The sequence below is a fragment of the Streptomyces sp. PsTaAH-124 genome (genome assembly GCF_000373685.1).
Classification (GTDB): Bacteria; Actinomycetota; Actinomycetes; order Streptomycetales; family Streptomycetaceae; genus Streptomyces; species Streptomyces andamanensis.
In genome coordinates this window covers 80,560-95,624 of sequence record NZ_KB892206.1, presented here as the reverse complement: position 1 = coordinate 95,624, position 15,065 = coordinate 80,560, and the positions used below count along the sequence as shown (strand labels likewise).

The window sequence follows — 15,065 nt, the reverse complement described above, 5'->3', positions numbered from 1 at the left end:
CGTGGTGGGTCGGCACCCGCCCGCATTCAGGACCGCGTCCGGACCGCCGAAGAGACAGCGGGCGGGTTGCCGCCCTGGGCCCGGAACGATGATCAAACCTGCCGGAACCTAAGTCAATCCACGGGTTTGCTGGGAAACACCCAAGCAATAGCTTGGGTCTCGCGCTAATCCACGATCTCCGTGTCTTTGCCGCCGCCCGCCGAACCGGTTCGCTCAGCGGTGCCGCCCGTGACCTGGGCTGTACACAGTCGGCCGTCATCCGGCACGTGAAGCGACTCAAGCGGGAACGGGGACTCAGCCTGCTCGAACGCCACCCGCGCGGGATTGCGCCGACCTCGGCAGAGCGGCTGCTGCACACGACGGTGACCGAGGGCCTGGGGCGCATCGACCAGGCAGTGCGCCGGATCGAGGAACTCGCCCGCGCGGAGGGCGGATCGGTACGGGTCACCACCGGTGCCACGACCGTCCGGCACTTCATGGCCGCCGCCGTGGTCGGCTTCCGCCGGCGCTTCCCGCGAGCCAGTCTCGAATTCCAGACCGAGACCTCCAGCCGCGGTTGCTTCGACGCGCTCGCCGCCGACGCGGTGGACCTCGCCTGGATCACCCTGCGGCCGGCAGGCGGAGCCGTGGAGCAGCGCCCCGTCGTCCACCTGCCCCGGTCATTATCATGCCTCGGCGCACGTACGTGGGGTCCGTCTCTCTTCCCGATGTCGGGCCAGGATTATTCATCCATGAAGCAGTAGAAGTGGTGAGCGGCCGGTGAATATTTCGTTCTCGAATGTCGAATATTCAAAACACGGAAGGGAATGGATTGTCGGTGATGATCTGAGTGTCGTTTCCAAGGCTGACCTGAGGTGGTACTACTTCCTCGGAAGGCTCTCGATCTCTGTTTCCGGCAAGGAGATGGGGCCGCCATGGGGTTGGGTTCCGCTGTTCGACGCTTTCTGTTGCATCCAGCAGGTGATGATTTTTGCGCAAGGCGGAGATGCGCTCGGGCGGATCGACTTCACCGAGAACGACGAGTTCATCAGTTTCGAGTTCGAGGGTGATGATCTTCGTGTCACGCCAACTTACATGGAGGGGCAACTGTTCTGTTCTGTTGCTGATTTCGTGACGGCCGGGAGTGAATTTATTCGCGATGAGCTGTCGACCAGAGTCGACGCGCACCCCTCTCTTGCCCGCAACCCGAGCGTGCGTTCGCTGGCGATGGAAGTGGGACTGCGGCTTCCTGGGGATAGCTCTGAGATCTCGTGAGTACCGGCGCTTCCCCGATACCGAGGACATGGCCGGCGCCTCACTCCCGTCCCGAAGCGACCATCGCCAGCGCCCCCGCCGCCAGTGCGGCGATCAGCAGGGGGGCGGCCAGGTCGTGGTGGACGACCAGCCAGGCGCCCAGGGTCGCGCCGGCCAGCATGGCGAGGACNGAGGCGGTGCGGCGGGGGGAGTGGTGGCCGGTGCCGCCGCCTGCCCGGGAGTCGGAGGCGAGGCCCGTCAGGGTCATCGTCAGGACCGTGGTGGTCAGGTCGGGGATGCCCAGTTTGCGGACGGTGGCGTTGCGCAGGCCCATCGCGAAGGCGGTGAGGGCGATCAGCGCGTAGGTGGTGGTGGTGGCGTCCGGGACGGTGAACGCCACCACCGCCGAGACGCCGACCAGGAAGCAGACCAGCGAGGTCAGGGGGTGCGGCACGGAGAAGCCGGGCACCCCGGCCCCGACCGCCCGCGTGGCCGCGAAACTGGGCGCACTCGTCTGGGAGATCGCCTACGATCAGTGGATCGACACCGGCACCGACACGGGCGCGGACACCGACACGGACACCGGCACCGGCACCGGCGAGGACTTCGGCCCCCTGGCCCGCCGGGCACTCACCGCCGTACGCGTGACCGCAGCCGCGGCCCAGTAGTCGGGCTGGCGCGGTCGATCGACGATCCGGCGTCGGTCGAGGGCGTGCCGGACCTCGCCCGCGACGAGTGATCTGTGGGTGCGGCTGGTTCAAGCACGCGGGGGAAGTCGCCGGGGCCGGGGTCGGTGTCGTGGACGGCCTTGAGGAAGCGGAGGATATGAGTTCTGAAGCGAGCATCGAGGTGTGGCTCGACGAAATGTCATCCCTCGTCCCGCGATTTGTTGCGGAGTTCGAGGCAAGGCATGGATATCCGCCGGGCGAACACTACGTAGCCCGCTCGACTGACCGCAGCAGCCGCGACGCGCTCGCGGCGATTCTGTGCGACCGAAGCGCGAGGAATCTGATCGAATTCTACTCGTATGTGGCGTGTGTCTCTCTTCCCGATGTCGGACCAGGGTTCTTCATTCAAGAAGCAGAGGAAGTGGTGAGTGGTCTGCGGGGCGCTCAGCCGACATGTGTGAGCGGTCCGCCGGACACGCCGATCGTCGTATTCGGATCCGACGGCGGCGGCGCATTGTTTGCCATCGATCGGCGAACGGGAGCGGTGATCCGACTCGCAGGCGGCTCCCTTCTGGGTGCCGCTTACGAGGTGGGAAAATCTGAACTACAAGTTGTGGCACGTGGATTCTTGGAATTCTTGCGGTCTCTCCGTGATGGCCTTGAATGAAACCCGAGAGATATCGCCAAGTATCTGATCGGCGAAGAGATCGCGCTTACCAGTGGCGAGAAGTGGGTTGACTCGGATATTGGCCGCGACTTCTTGACTGTGTGATAATGAATCGGTGATCGATCTTGCGTCTATCAGTCTTCCTCGGTTCATCGCTGACTGGTATGGACAGCCGGACCTGCCTGCCGAAGAAGCAGCCGGTTGCACGGGCCTGCCTGAATCGCTGCATGCCTGGTACGATTTGGCGGCCCAATATTCCACTCCACTCCTCGGAGTCAAACGATTCGCCCTGCCGGGAAATATCGGTATGCGAAATGGCGAGGCGGTATTTGGGCACGCACTTACCTCGCACCATATGACGATCACCTTCCGGACGGTAATCTACTAGACGCGGCACTGCTGCGGTGAATATAGCGTTCTAGATTGACTGGTGAGCGCGGCTCGGTTGTCGGGCGCTAGGGGAATAAATGTCAAAGTTGGATCAAAGGGTGCAATGTCATCGCAAATTTCCTCATTTTGTGGCGCTTGTCCCCGTTGTTGTCCTGATCGTGTCCGGATGCTATGCATCAACGGATTATGAAAAGTATCCGGCGGGTCGCTTCGTGTCAGCCGCTTCCCTCGCGCGTACGTGGAAGAGGGGTGCTGGCACCCTTGATCTGCAGCAGGGTGCGAAGTTCACGGCAAGCCGACTCATGCTGGAATATTTCAGCTGCTCACGAGACGGCGTTCGGGAAAAAGATGGAGCCGGGACATGGAGAAGCGACAGGGGGCGCCAGCGAAGTGAAGTTCTCCTCCGCTTCGATGATGGATGCACTACAACTCTTTGGGCTGGTGTCGTGGATGGACGTACTGTGCTCTGGAGCGAATACGGTGACAGTGGCCAGCTCGCGACACTCAAGTAGACACCCAGCCAGGCCGGAATTTGGAGATCAATAGCCGGGCGGATTCGGTTTCGCCGTCGCAGGATCCGGAACCGCCCAGAACGGCTTGATGCTCTTAACTCAGCAGCTACTTCTGGATGCTCCAAGGTGCCGGAGCCTACGAAAAACGTGAAATATTTGACCGGGTCGTCCGAGGGGTGTTGTGGCGGGTGTGAAGTGTCCGGCGCATGCACCGACCTCAGATTCTTGCTCAGGCCTCACTCCCGTCCCGAAGCGACCGCCGCCAGCACCCCCGCCGCCAGTGCGGCGATCAGCAGGGGGGCGGCCAGGTCGTGGTGGACGACCAGCCAGGCGCCCAGGGTCGCGCCGGCCAGCATGGCGAGGACCGAGGCGGTGCGGCGGGGGGAGTGGTGGCCGGAGCCGCCGCCTGCCCGGGAGTCGGAGGCGAGGCCCGTCAGGGTCATCGTCAGGACCGTGGTGGTCAGGTCGGGGATGCCCAGTTTGCGGACGGTGGCGTTGCGCAGGCCCATCGCGAAGGCGGTGAGGGCGATCAGCGCGTAGGTGGTGGTCGTGGCGTCCGGCACGGTGAACGCCACCACCGCCGAGACGCCGACCAGGGCCGCCTCCGCCGCCAGCGTCACCCGCGCCCAGGTGCGGCGCGAGCCGTCGCCGTAGCGGACCGCGACCCGGCCGCCGGTCACCGCGCCCACCAGGAAGCAGACCAGCGAGGTCAGGGTGTGCGGCACCGAGAAGCCGGGCGCCCCGGCGGCGGCGAAGCCGAGGACGACCACGTTGCCGGTCATGTTGGCCGTGAAGACGTGCCCGAGCCCCAGATAGCTGACCGCGTCGATGATGCCGCTCACCACGGTCAGCCCCAGCAGGACCGGTACGAGCCGCAGCCCCCGGCTCTCACGGTCCTCGCCACCGTCGCCACCGCCGTCACCGTTGTCCGGCTCCGCGTCCCGCGCGCCCTCCGTTGTCATCGAAACCTCCGGTCACCTGCACGGTCAGGGGTGTCGCCAAGTCCACCACGCAGGCGGGGGAGTCTCGGATGTCCCGGGTGCCCCGCGTGTCCGTAGCGTCCTGGACATGACGACGCACACCGGCAACAGCCGAGTCCCGCAGTCCCGTTGGCGCGCCCCGCGCACCCACCGCACCCACCGCACCCACCGCGCCCTCGCCGCCTCCGCCGCCCTCCTCCTCGCCGCCCTCGCCGCCGCCCCCGCCGCGACGGCCGCAACCGGCCACGCCCGGACCGCCACGGTGGCTTCGGCCGACCGCGCCCGCGCCCGCGGCGCGCTCCTCTCCGTCGTCCCGGTCGCCGCCCACAGCCGGGCCGGAGTCGTGCGGTATCTGGCCGCGCTGCCGATGGACACCGGCACCGTGCGGTACGGCGTGCGCGCGTACCGGCTGACGTACCGCACCGTCGACCCGTACGGCCGCCCCACCACCGCCACCGGACTGCTCACCCTGCCCGAGGGCGGCGGGCGGCGGCTGAGTCTGGTGTCGGACACCCACGGGACCATGGTCGACAGGGAGTACGCGCCGTCCGTGGCGGAGGACAACCGGGCGCAGTCCTATCTGTTCGGCTCGGCCGGGCACGCGGTCGCCGCGCCCGACTACCTCGGCCTCGGCAAGGGGCCGGGCGTCCACCCGTACATGGACACGCGCTCGGCGGTCACCGCCTCGGTGGACATGCTGCGGGCGGCCCGCACCGCGACGGCCCGGCTGGGGCGGACCCTCACCGGGGACGTGTATCTGACCGGGTTCTCGCAGGGCGGCCAGGTCGCGATGGCGCTCGGCCGGGCGCTCCAGAACGGCGCTGACGGCTCCGACGGCGTCGACGGTGCCGACCGGCGCTTCAGGGTGCGCGCGCTGGCCCCGGTCAGCGGCCCGTACGACCTGACGGGCCAGGAGATCCCCGCGCTCACCGACGGCCGGGTCAACGACGTCAGCGGGGTGTTCTACCTCGCCTACTTCCTCGTCGCGCAGAACCGCCTGCACCCGATCTACCGGGACCCCGCCGAGGTATTCCGGGCGCCCTACGCCGACCGCGTCGAAGCCCTCTTCGACGGGCGGCACACCGAGGAGGAGGTCATCCCGCAGCTCGCGCCCACCGTGCGCGAGCTGGTCACCGACGACTTCTACGCCCGGCTCGCCCGCCCCGGCGGCGGCCTGCTGGCTGCGCTCGTCGCCAACGACGGCTCCTGCGACTGGAAGCCGGCCGCGCCGGTGCGGCTGTACGCCGGGAACGCCGACACCGACGTCCCCATCGGCAACGCCCGCAGCTGCGCCCGCGCCCTGGCCGGGCACGGGGTGACGGCGCCGGTGATGAACCAGGGGGACGTCGACCACAACGGGTCGGTGTTCGCGGCGCTGCCCAAGGTCGCCCGGTGGTTCGGCGCGCTGGAGGCGGCCCGCACCCGCCATAACGGCTGACCGGGGGGTGCGGTGCGACGGTGGGTGTTCGGGCCACCGGCCGGGGCCCCGGCGTGGTGCGGAACCGGACGGGGGCGCCGGAGCGGAACACCGGCCGCGGTGCTCGTGGGGCACCGGGGGCCGGTGGGGCGTCGCACAGCTCACCGCCGCCGGTAGCCGCCCCTCCGGGCGCGCGTTCGCGCCGTATCGCCGTTGTCCGTGAACGCCCTCCCGCCGCCGCGCCGCGCTCGGGCAGTGTGCTGCCTCGGCCGCCCCGGAGGCGGAAGCGCGGCCATCCACCACGGCCTCGAACCCGGGTGCGGCGGAAGGGGACAGCCATGCGCGAACGACGGGGACTGACACGGAGAGCGCTGCTGCGCGGCTCGCTCGCGGCGGGCGGGGCGGCGGCCGCGGTCCGGCTGCTGCCCGGCCGGGCGGGACGGCAGCCGGATCCGACCGGCGGCCCCGGCGTACCGCTGCGGCCTGCCGGGGCCGCCGCCCGGCTCACGCCCGCCGCCTTCCCCGAGTGGGCCCGGCACGCCCGGATCGCGGACGCCACCTTCGACGACGACGCCGACCCCGCCCGCGACATGCGGCCGGTCATCGACGCGCTGAAGAAGCAGAACGTCAGCGTGATCGAGGTCGACACGATCCTGTCGAACTGGCTGACCGACGCCGAGTTCACCCAGCACCTGGGCAAGATCCACAGCTTCTCGGAACTCGCCCACACCGCCGGGATGCGGGTCGTCATGTACTACCCGTCCCTCGAACTGATCAGCGTGGGCGGCGAGAAGGGCCCCTCGTTCTACAAGACCGCCGAGGGCGCCTCCTGGGTGCAGCGCGACCTCAGCGGGCAGCCCAACGTGTTCTACGGCAGCCTTGTCGTCTGGGTGGACCCCGGCGACGAGAGCTGCTGGCTCAGCCCCAACTCGCCCTGGCGCGACTACTACCTGGGCCGCGTCAAGAAGATCGCCGCGACCGGCGTGGACGCGATCTGGCCGGATGTGCCGATCTACTTCGACGGGGCGCTGAGCTGGTGCGACACCTCCTCCTGGGCGACGGCCGCGTTCACCGGGGACACCGGCCTGCCGATGCCCGTCAAGCCCGACTTCAAGGACCCGGTCTTCCGGCGGTACGTCGACTGGCGCCACCACAACCTCAACCAGTGGCAGCTCGACATCGCGGCGGCCGGCCGCTCCGCCAACCCGGACCTGGTCACCTTCGTCGAGACCGTCACCATGGACTACGACTACGCCACCACCATCGGCCTGGACGGCGCCCTGCTGCGCACCGCCGAGAGCGCCAGTCACGTCTGGGAGGTGGACATCCTCGGCAACTACGACGGCATGCGCCACGCCACCGCCGACGACTGGATCTGTCTGATCTCCATGTACAAGTACGCGCGGGCGGCCAGCGGCACCAAGCCCGCCTGGGCGTTCTCCTACGGCTGGAAGGCCGACGACGCCTCCCTGGTGCTCGCCGAGGTGCTGGCCGCCGGATGCAACCCGTACGAGGTGAAGACGCCCTTCAAGTCGGACAGCGCCGACCTGCCCACCCGCACCCGCGTGTACGGCTTCGCCGCCGCCCACCGGGAGCGGCTGTTCGACGCGGAGCGCGGCGCCGAGGTCGGCCTCTACCACTCCTCCGCCAGCCGCGACTTCACCGCCCCGCGCGACGGCAGCGGCATGTACGTCAACACGAAGCCGCCGGCCGGTGTCGAGGAGTGGTGGAGCGAGAACTACGCGGAGGAGAGCTGTCTGAACCATCCCTGGCTCGGGGAGTTCCGCGGCACGGTCAAGGCGCTGGTGCGCGCCCAGATCCCGTTCGACACCGTGCCGAGCCCCGGCCTCACCGCCGCCGACCTGGCCCGCTACCGGGTGCTGCTGCTGCCGTACCTCCAGGCCGTCTCCGACGCGGAGGCGGCGGTGCTGCGCGAGTATGTGACGGGCGGCGGGACCCTCGTCGTCACCGGGCCCGCGCCCACCTCGCTGACCGAGTACGGCACCGCGCGCACCGAGTACGCGCTCGCCGACGTGCTCGGCTTCGGCGCCGCCGACCCGCAGCCCGAGACCCGCGAGCACGCCGTCGGGGCGGGCGCCTGCCACTACGTGAAGGATCTCGCCGGACTGCGGTACCTGGGCAAGACCGACCAGGCCACCGCCGATCGGCTGCTCGGGCCGGTGCGGGCCGCCGCGCCGCCCGCCGTGGGGCTCACCGGGGATCCGCGCATCCACCTGGAGCTGAGCCGGCTCGGCGACGAGACGCTGGTGCAGCTGGTGAACTTCACCTGCTTCGGCGACACCCCGGCCGCCTTCAAGACCAGGCCCGCCACCTGCACGGTCCGGCTCACCGTGCCCGCGGGGCGCCGGGTGACCGCCGTCACGGTCAGCTCCCCGGACGGGCCGTCGCCCGATGCGCGCCCGGTGTCCTGGCAGGTCACGGGGGACGCGGTCACGGCGGAGGTGACCGTCGCGCAGTACGCCCTGCTCGCCTTCACCACCGCCGCCGTGACCGGCTGAGGGGCTCCGGCCCCCGGGCATGGCGAAGGCGGCGGCCCGGGGATCGGGGCCGCCGCCTTCACGACTGCCGTGCGGGGGCGCGGGTCAGGTGGATCGCACCTGCCGGGCCGGTCGCCGCATCAGGGGGCTGTGGCTCAGTACCAGCCGTTGGCCTGCCAGAAGTTCCAGGCGGCGGCCGGGCTGCCGTAGCGGGAGTTCATGTAGTCCAGACCCCACTTGATCTGGGTCTTGGGGTTGGTCTTCCAGTCCGCGCCGGCCGAGGACATCTTCGAGGCCGGGAGCGCCTGGACCAGGCCGTAGGCACCGGAGGAGGAGTTGGTGGCGTGGACGTTCCAGCTGCTCTCGTGGTTGACGATGTTGCTGAAAGCGTTGAACTGGGCGGCGTCCGGGATCATCTGGCGCGCGATCGACCTGGCGTCGGCACCCGAAGCGGGGGTGGCCGCGTGCGCGGGGGCCGAGGTGAGGGCCATACCGACGGTGGCGGCGGCCACGGCGGCGGTGGAGAGGGCCTTCTTCGGAGTGGCGATGCGGCGGATGAAGGAGACGGACACGGAGAACCTCTTACGTCGGGGACAGGAATCGCCGGCGGCCGGAGCCCGCGGAAGCGGGGGAGGGGCTGCCCGGTGCCGCGACCCCCGGGGGGACCGTCGGCTCCTGGCGACGTCGTCCAGAGAAGCAGCCCGGAAAACCGGGCGCAACCACCCCTTTTACTAGTGGTCGTCGCATCAGGGATGATCCGGACTCGTGTGAGCGGCGTCTCAATGCCCAGGTGGACGCGCGTAAAGCCGGGTACATGACAGCCAAATCGAGCTACGGCCCCGCTTCGTAGGTGACCTGGGTCATGTGGGGCGCCTCACCGGTCCGGTCACGGTGGGCTCGGCGGGCCTCACCGACGGTTCACCGGCCGGGGCCCTCGAAGGTGACCGGCGTCTCGAAGGCGGCCCGCCGGGTGGCCCGGCGCAGCGCCCGCAGCACCGCCGGGCCGACCGCCAGCGTCAGCACCACGGTCACCACGGCCCGGCCCAGGTCCCAGCCCAGCGAGGTGGCCAGGCAGTACGCGGTGAAACGGGCCAGGTTCGCGCCGATCGCGGCGTGCGGGTCGAAGGAGATGGAGGAGGCGAGGGTGCCCATGAAGGGCCAGCCCGCGAGGTTCATGACCGTGCCGTAGGCGAACGCGGCGACGAAGCCGTACAGGCCCAGCACCAGCAGCTCCGCCCGCCCGCGCAGCCGGTCCGGGCCCGGCAGCAGGCCCGCGCCCATGGTGAACCAGCCCATCGCCAGCATCTGGAACGGCATCCACGGCCCCACCCCACCGGTGAGCAGCGCGGACGCGAACATCGTCACCGAGCCCAGCACGTACCCGAAGCCCGGCCCGAGCACGCGCCCGCTCAGCACCATCAGGAAGAACATCGGCTCCAGGCCCGCCGTACCGGCGCCGATCGGGCGCAGCGCCGCCCCGGTCGCGGCCAGCACCCCGAGCATCGCGACCGCCTTGGGGCCGAGGCCCGACTCGGAGATCGTCGCCGCGACGACCGCCACCAGCAGGACGAGCAGTCCCGCGAACAGCCAGGGCGCGTCCTCGGCGTGCGCGTTCACCTGGGCGGTCGGCGGCGCCAGGAACGGCCAGGTGAACGCGGCCACCCCGACCGCGCTGACCAGGGCGAGCGCGGCCACCGAGCGCGGCCCGAAGCGGACGGCGCGCACCCGGCGGGCGGGCCGGGCGGCGGGGTCCGGCGCGGGCGCGGTGGGTGTGGGCGCGGAGGCGGGCGCGGTCATGCCAGCGCCTCGCGGACCTGGGAGACGGTGAGCCACCGCTGCGGGGCGAGGATCTTGGCGACCTGCGGGGCGTAAGAAGGGGAGGAGACGACCACCTCGGCCATCGGGCCGTCCGCGATCACCTCGCCCTCGGCGAGCAGCACCACGCGGTGCGCCAGGTCGGCGGCCAGCTCCACGTCGTGCGTGGCCAGCACGATCGCGTGGCCCTCGGCGGCCAGCGCGCGCAGCACGGCGACCAGCCGGGCCTTCGCGCCGTAGTCCAGGCCCCGGGTCGGCTCGTCCAGGAGCAGCAGCGGCGGGCGCGCGGCCAGCACCACCGCGAGGGCGAGCGCGAGGCGCTGGCCCTCGGACAGATCGCGCGGGTGGGTGGTGTCGCCGACACCGGGCAGCAGCTCCTCGACCAGGGCCCGGCAGGTGCCGGGCGCCGCCTGCGCGTCCCGGTCGGCGGCCGCGCACTCGGCGGCGACCGTGTCCGCGTACAGCAGGTCGCGCGGCTCCTGCGGGACCAGGCCGACCCGGCGCACCAGCTCGCGGGGCGCGGTGCGGTGCGGGACGGCGCCGCCCACCCGGACCTGCCCGGTGCGCGGCTCCACCAGGCCGACCAGCGAGCCGAGCAGTGTGGACTTGCCGGCGCCGTTGCGGCCCATGAGCGCGACGGTCTCGCCGGGGGCGACGGCCAGGTCGACGTCGCGCAGCGCCTGCACGCCGTCGCGGCGGACGCCCAGGGCGCGGATCTCGGCGACCAGGGGGGCGCCGCCGGACGCCCCCGGGGCAGCGGCGGCCGTGGCACCGCCCGCCGCGCGTCCGCGCAGGAGCGTGCGCAGCCCCGGCCGTCCGGCGGGGGTGTGCGGTACGGGCGGGGGCGCGCCGGGCGGTGCCGTGGCCGGGAGCGGCGCGGGCGCGGGCGCGCGGCCGGTCAGCCGGGTGCGCAGGTCCGCCGCGCGGCGCCGGGCGTCGCGCACGGTCAGCGGCAGCGGCGACCAGCCGGCCAGCCGCCCCAGGTCCACCACCGGCGGGACCACCGGCGAGACGGCCATCACCTCGGCCGGGGCGCCCAGCAGCGGGGCGGCGCCCGGCGCGGGCAGCAGGACGACCCGGTCGGCGTACTGCACGACGCGTTCGAGGCGGTGCTCGGCCATCAGGACCGTGGTGCCGAGGTCGTGCACGATCCGCTGGAGGACGGCCAGCACCTCCTCGGCGGCGGCCGGGTCGAGCGCCGAGGTCGGCTCGTCCAGGACCAGCACCTTGGGGTGCGGGGTGAGCACCGAGCCGATCGCGACCCGCTGCTGCTGGCCGCCGGAGAGCGTGGCGATGGGCCGGTCCCGCAGCGCGGCCAGGCCCAGCAGATCGAGGGTCTCCTCCACCCGGCGGCGCATCACGGCCGGGGCGAGGCCCAGCGACTCCATGCCGTAGGCGAGTTCGTCCTCCACCGTGTCGGTGACGAAGTGGGACAGCGGGTCCTGGCCGACCGTGCCGACGACGTCGGCCAGCTCTCGCGGCTTGTGGACGTGGGTGTCGCGGCCCGCCACGGTGACCCGGCCGCGCAGGGTGCCGCCGGTGAAGTGCGGCACCAGACCGCTCACCGCGCCCAGCACGGTGGACTTGCCGACGCCCGACGGGCCGACCAGCAGCACGAGTTCGCCCTCGGGCACCTCGAAGTCCACGCCGCTGACGGTGGGTTCGGCGGTCCCCTCGTACCGTACGGAGACATCCTCGAAACGGATCACGGCGACTCCTCGCGGGCGCGGGGGCCCGGCTCCTCGCGGGCGGCGGTGCCGGTGGGCGCGACGAACGCGGGGACCAGACCGAGCAGGACGGCCGCCGCCGGCCACAGCGGCAGACCGGGGGCGACCAGCGGGACCACCCCGGGATGCAGGGCCTCCGGGTCGCGGGCGGCGGCCAGCGTCAGCAGCGCGGCCACGGCCACGCCCGAGGCGGCCACCAGACAGGACCGGGCGTTCCAGGTGTCGGGCCGGTAGCGGGTGCGCACCGAGCGCCGCCCGCCCAGCCAGAGTCCGCCGAGCGCGGCGCCGAGCCCGGCCAGCAGCACCGGGAGGCCGTAGCTGCCGCCCGCCGCGGTGAGCAGCCCGTACGTGCCCGCGCAGACTCCGAGCAGCCCGCCCAGGGTGAGCGCGGCGGTGGTACGGCGCACGGCGGGCGGCACCTCGGCGGTACGGCCGTAGCCCCGGGCGTCCATCGCGGCGGCCAGCGCCACCGAACGCTCCAACGCCCCCTCCAGCACCGGCAGTCCGACGTGCAGCAGCCCGCGCACCCCCCGGTCGGGACGCCCGCGCAGCCGCCGCGCGGCCCGCAGCCTGCGCCCGTCGGCCACCAGATGCGGGGCGAAGGTGAGCGCGACGACGACGGCCACACCCGTCTCGTACAGGGCGCCCGGCAGCGACTTGAGCAGCCGGGCGGGAGCGGCCAGCGCGTTGGCCGCGCCCACGCAGATCAGCAGCGCGGCCAGCTTCAGCCCGTCGTACAGCGCGAACAGCAGCCCCTCGGCCGTGACCCGGCCGCCCAGCCGGATGCCCTGCGCCCAGTGCGGCAGCGGCACCTCGGGCAGGGTGACCAGCACATGGGTGCCGGGGATGGGCGAGCCCAGGACGACCGCGAAGAACAGCCGGATGACCAGGACGGCCAGCGCCAGCCGCAGGAAGGCGGTGTAGGAGCGGGCCGAGGGGGTGCGCGGGCGGCAGGTCACGACGACGTAGCCGGAGACCGTGAGGAGCAGCGCGAGCAGCAGCGGGTTGGTGGTGCGGGTGGCGCCGGTGCCCAGCGCCAGCGCCCACAGCCACCAGGCGCCCGCGTGCACCCGCGGGCCGGACCGGCGCGCGGGCGCACCGGCCGTACGGCTGCTGCTAGGCATTCCTGCGCCGCCGGGCCTGCCACACGGCCGCCCCGGCGAGGACCACGACCACGGCGCCGCCCGCGAGCAGACCCACCGAGGGGCCGCCGCCGTCACTGTCCTTGGCGGCGGCCGAGCTGTCCGCGCCCTTGTCCTTGTCCTTGCCCTGCCCCTGGTCGGCCCGGTCGCCGCCGTCCGCGGCGACCTGCTCGCCGCAGCCCTGGTGCGGATAGCCGGAGATCGCGCAGAGCAGCGCGTCGGTGTTGTAGCGCAGCGGCTTGGCGACGGCCGCCAGGGCCTCGGCCGTGGTGGCGTCGGACGGCACCCGGGCGCAGGCCGTGCGCGGCGCGGGCGGATGCTCGCCGGAGGGCGCGTCCGCCGCGACACCGAAGTCCAGGACCAGCGCGACCCGCTTGTCACCGCCGCGGGCCTCGGTGCCCGAGCAGATGGCGGCGAAGCCGGCCGTCCCGCGCGGCTGGGCCGCGTCCTGGGAGTCCTGGCTCACCGCGAACCGGAAACCCTGCACGTCCCCGTCGGCGGGGCGCGCCGTGGACGGCCCCTGGGTGGCGTACGTCCACTTCCCGCCCTCGCGGTCCCAGAAGGACCAGTAGCGGTACCCGGCCGCCTGCGCTGGGGCGCCGCCCGCCGCCAGCAGGAACACGGCGGCCAGCAGCACGGGCAGGATGCGCGGGAGGCGGTACGTCACGACCGCTGCCCCGCGCCGCCGCGCCCGCGCAGGACCGACCAGGCGACGGCGGCGATCACGAGGACCACGACGACACCGCCGACGACCCACCAGACGGTGTGCGAAGAGCCGCTGTCCTTATCCGCCTTATCAGCCTTACCCGTCTGGTCTGCCTTGTCCGCCGGGGCCGTCGTGCCCTGGCTCTTGCCGTCGGCGGACTGCTGCGGCGCCGGGCCGGTGGCGTTCAGCGCCTTGACCAGGTCGGTGCCGCCGAAGGCGCGCGGGTCGGTGCCGGTGGCGTGCGCGGCGAAGATCAGCTGGGCGTAGGCGGCCGGACCGCTCTGCGCCGCCCAGGTCCCGGCGTTCTTCTCCAGCCACTCCAGCGGCTTGCGGGCCTGTGCGGCGCCGCCCTGCGCGGCCAGCGCCACGACCGTGTCGGCGGTGTTGCCGTAGTCGGGCTGCGGGTCGGCGCCGGGCAGCGCGGAGGTGAGGTGGCCGTCCTTGGCGACGGCGCGGGTGAGGTAGGCGGCGCCGTTGGCGGCGGCCCGCTCGGGGGCGGGTCCGGCCTCGGAGCAGCGGGCCGCGCCGCCGTCCTTGGCGGCGGACGCGACCAGGCCCTTGCCGAGGATGCCGACGACACCGGCGGCGGTCGCGTCCGCGTTGGCGGCGAGCTTGCCCTGCTTGTCCGGCTGGAAGGCGAACGCGCCCGCGCCGTCGCCCGTGCCGGAGCACGGCAGGGCCAGCTTCAGCAGGGCGTCGTAGGGGGAGTTGCCGTCCTTGAGGACGGACGCGGGCTGGTCACCGGCGGCGGTGAGGGCGCCGACGACGACCGAGGTCGAGTTGGTGTCACTGGCCCCGCCGGGCATATAGCCCCAGCCGCCGTCCTTGTTCTGCACGGACTTCAGCCAGGCCACCGCCTTGCCGGTGACGGCCTCGTGGCCGCCGAGCGTGGTGAGGGCCTGGACGGCGGCGGCCGTGCCGTTGGTGTCCACGGCGGTCTTGGCGTCGCAGGCACGGGAGGTGTCGGCGCGGAAGGGCGCGAAGCCGCCGCTGGCGCACTGCTGCCCGGCCAGCCAGTCCACGGCCTCGGCGGCGGGCCGTACGCCCGCGGTGTGCTGGGCGAGCAGCGCCAGGGACTGCCGCCAGACGCCGTCGTACTGCGGATCGGTCTTGCCGTACAGCGCCGCCGGGAGCTTGGGCGCGGCGGAGGCGGGCGGGGCGGTGTCGGCGGCGGCGGACTGCACCGGGGCACCGATCACGGCGACGGCGACGGCGGCCAGGGCCGCTGCGCTGCGGCGGATGTTCATGATCGGCGGAAGCCTCTCCCTGCGGGGAGCCGGACAGCGCGGGCGACCCCGGCGGCTCGGCTC

General features: G+C 72.4%; 14 protein-coding genes and 1 pseudogene. 7 read left to right on the top strand and 8 right to left on the bottom strand.

The window, feature by feature from the left end; genetic code table 11:
* Positions 1-152: 152 nt before the first annotated feature.
* Positions 153-743, top strand: a complete 591-nt coding sequence (locus B086_RS41350; protein WP_018570576.1) for a LysR family transcriptional regulator — start codon at positions 153-155, stop codon at positions 741-743.
* A gap of 16 nt (positions 744-759) precedes the next feature.
* Positions 760-1,254, top strand: a complete 495-nt coding sequence (locus B086_RS45760) for a hypothetical protein (RefSeq protein WP_234029412.1) — start codon at positions 760-762, stop codon at positions 1,252-1,254.
* A 40-nt stretch (positions 1,255-1,294) separates the two neighbouring features.
* On the opposite strand, the pseudogene B086_RS41345 reads toward B086_RS45760, so the two are convergent.
* Positions 1,295-1,708: pseudogene (locus tag B086_RS41345) on the bottom strand (DUF1275 family protein); the annotation flags it as partial.
* A gap of 13 nt (positions 1,709-1,721) precedes the next feature.
* Between B086_RS41345 and B086_RS0132270 the strand changes: the two are divergent.
* The 3 genes from B086_RS0132270 (at position 1,722) to B086_RS44820 (ending at position 2,956) form a co-directional block, all read left to right on the top strand.
* On the top strand, positions 1,722-1,901 hold the full coding sequence (locus B086_RS0132270) for a hypothetical protein (protein ID WP_018570573.1): 180 nt from the start codon (positions 1,722-1,724) through the stop codon (positions 1,899-1,901).
* Between the two features lie 157 nt (positions 1,902-2,058).
* Positions 2,059-2,568, top strand: coding sequence for a hypothetical protein (locus tag B086_RS44825; RefSeq protein WP_158690444.1), 510 nt, complete (start codon positions 2,059-2,061; stop codon positions 2,566-2,568).
* A gap of 115 nt (positions 2,569-2,683) precedes the next feature.
* The gene (locus B086_RS44820) at positions 2,684-2,956 is read left to right on the top strand and encodes a hypothetical protein (RefSeq protein ID WP_158690443.1); all 273 of its coding nucleotides are present in this window, start codon (positions 2,684-2,686) and stop codon (positions 2,954-2,956) included.
* A gap of 750 nt (positions 2,957-3,706) precedes the next feature.
* Here the strand turns inward: B086_RS44820 and B086_RS0132265 are convergent.
* Complete coding sequence (locus tag B086_RS0132265; RefSeq protein WP_018570572.1) at positions 3,707-4,432, bottom strand: YoaK family protein; 726 nt, start codon at positions 4,430-4,432, stop codon at positions 3,707-3,709.
* A gap of 106 nt (positions 4,433-4,538) precedes the next feature.
* On the opposite strand from B086_RS0132265, the gene B086_RS0132260 reads away from it, so the two are divergent.
* Positions 4,539-5,888: a hypothetical protein gene (locus B086_RS0132260; RefSeq protein ID WP_018570571.1), complete on the top strand. Its 1,350-nt coding sequence runs from the start codon at positions 4,539-4,541 to the stop codon at positions 5,886-5,888.
* A gap of 317 nt (positions 5,889-6,205) precedes the next feature.
* On the top strand, positions 6,206-8,386 hold the full coding sequence (locus B086_RS0132255; RefSeq protein WP_020573049.1) for a beta-galactosidase trimerization domain-containing protein: 2,181 nt from the start codon (positions 6,206-6,208) through the stop codon (positions 8,384-8,386).
* Between the two features lie 134 nt (positions 8,387-8,520).
* On the opposite strand, the gene B086_RS0132250 is transcribed toward B086_RS0132255, so the two are convergent.
* The 6 genes from B086_RS0132250 to B086_RS41340 all read right to left on the bottom strand — a co-directional run bounded on the left by B086_RS0132250 (position 8,521) and on the right by B086_RS41340 (position 15,002).
* On the bottom strand, positions 8,521-8,937 hold the full coding sequence (locus B086_RS0132250) for a transglycosylase SLT domain-containing protein (RefSeq protein WP_018570570.1): 417 nt from the start codon (positions 8,935-8,937) through the stop codon (positions 8,521-8,523).
* A 346-nt stretch (positions 8,938-9,283) separates the two neighbouring features.
* A complete protein-coding gene (locus B086_RS0132245) occupies positions 9,284-10,162 on the bottom strand; it encodes an ECF transporter S component (RefSeq protein ID WP_018570569.1) in 879 nt (292 codons plus the stop codon).
* On the bottom strand, positions 10,159-11,889 hold the full coding sequence (locus B086_RS0132240) for an ABC transporter ATP-binding protein (protein ID WP_018570568.1): 1,731 nt from the start codon (positions 11,887-11,889) through the stop codon (positions 10,159-10,161). The genes B086_RS0132245 and B086_RS0132240 overlap by 4 nt, the downstream gene beginning before the upstream one ends.
* A complete protein-coding gene (locus tag B086_RS0132235) occupies positions 11,886-13,031 on the bottom strand; it encodes a CbiQ family ECF transporter T component (protein WP_026252981.1) in 1,146 nt (381 codons plus the stop codon). The genes B086_RS0132240 and B086_RS0132235 overlap by 4 nt, the downstream gene beginning before the upstream one ends.
* Positions 13,024-13,716 (bottom strand): SCO2322 family protein, encoded by a 693-nt coding sequence (locus B086_RS0132230; RefSeq protein WP_018570566.1) that lies wholly within the window; start codon positions 13,714-13,716, stop codon positions 13,024-13,026. The genes B086_RS0132235 and B086_RS0132230 overlap by 8 nt, the downstream gene beginning before the upstream one ends.
* A complete protein-coding gene (locus B086_RS41340; protein ID WP_018570565.1) occupies positions 13,713-15,002 on the bottom strand; it encodes a prenyltransferase/squalene oxidase repeat-containing protein in 1,290 nt (429 codons plus the stop codon). The genes B086_RS0132230 and B086_RS41340 overlap by 4 nt, the downstream gene beginning before the upstream one ends.
* Positions 15,003-15,065 lie beyond the last annotated feature (63 nt).

Excerpts from the sequence above, each read along its gene's own strand:
- B086_RS44825 (WP_158690444.1), top strand. The coding sequence starts at position 2,059 with ATGAGTTCTGAAGCGAGCATCGAGGTGTGGCTCGACGAAATGTCATCC.
- B086_RS0132265 (WP_018570572.1), bottom strand. The coding sequence starts at position 4,432 with ATGACAACGGAGGGCGCGCGGGACGCGGAGCCGGACAACGGTGACGGC.
- B086_RS0132260 (WP_018570571.1), top strand. The coding sequence starts at position 4,539 with ATGACGACGCACACCGGCAACAGCCGAGTCCCGCAGTCCCGTTGGCGC.
- B086_RS0132255 (WP_020573049.1), top strand. The coding sequence starts at position 6,206 with ATGCGCGAACGACGGGGACTGACACGGAGAGCGCTGCTGCGCGGCTCG.
- B086_RS0132245 (WP_018570569.1), bottom strand. The coding sequence starts at position 10,162 with ATGACCGCGCCCGCCTCCGCGCCCACACCCACCGCGCCCGCGCCGGAC.
- B086_RS0132235 (WP_026252981.1), bottom strand. The coding sequence starts at position 13,031 with ATGCCTAGCAGCAGCCGTACGGCCGGTGCGCCCGCGCGCCGGTCCGGC.
- B086_RS41340 (WP_018570565.1), bottom strand. The coding sequence starts at position 15,002 with ATGAACATCCGCCGCAGCGCAGCGGCCCTGGCCGCCGTCGCCGTCGCC.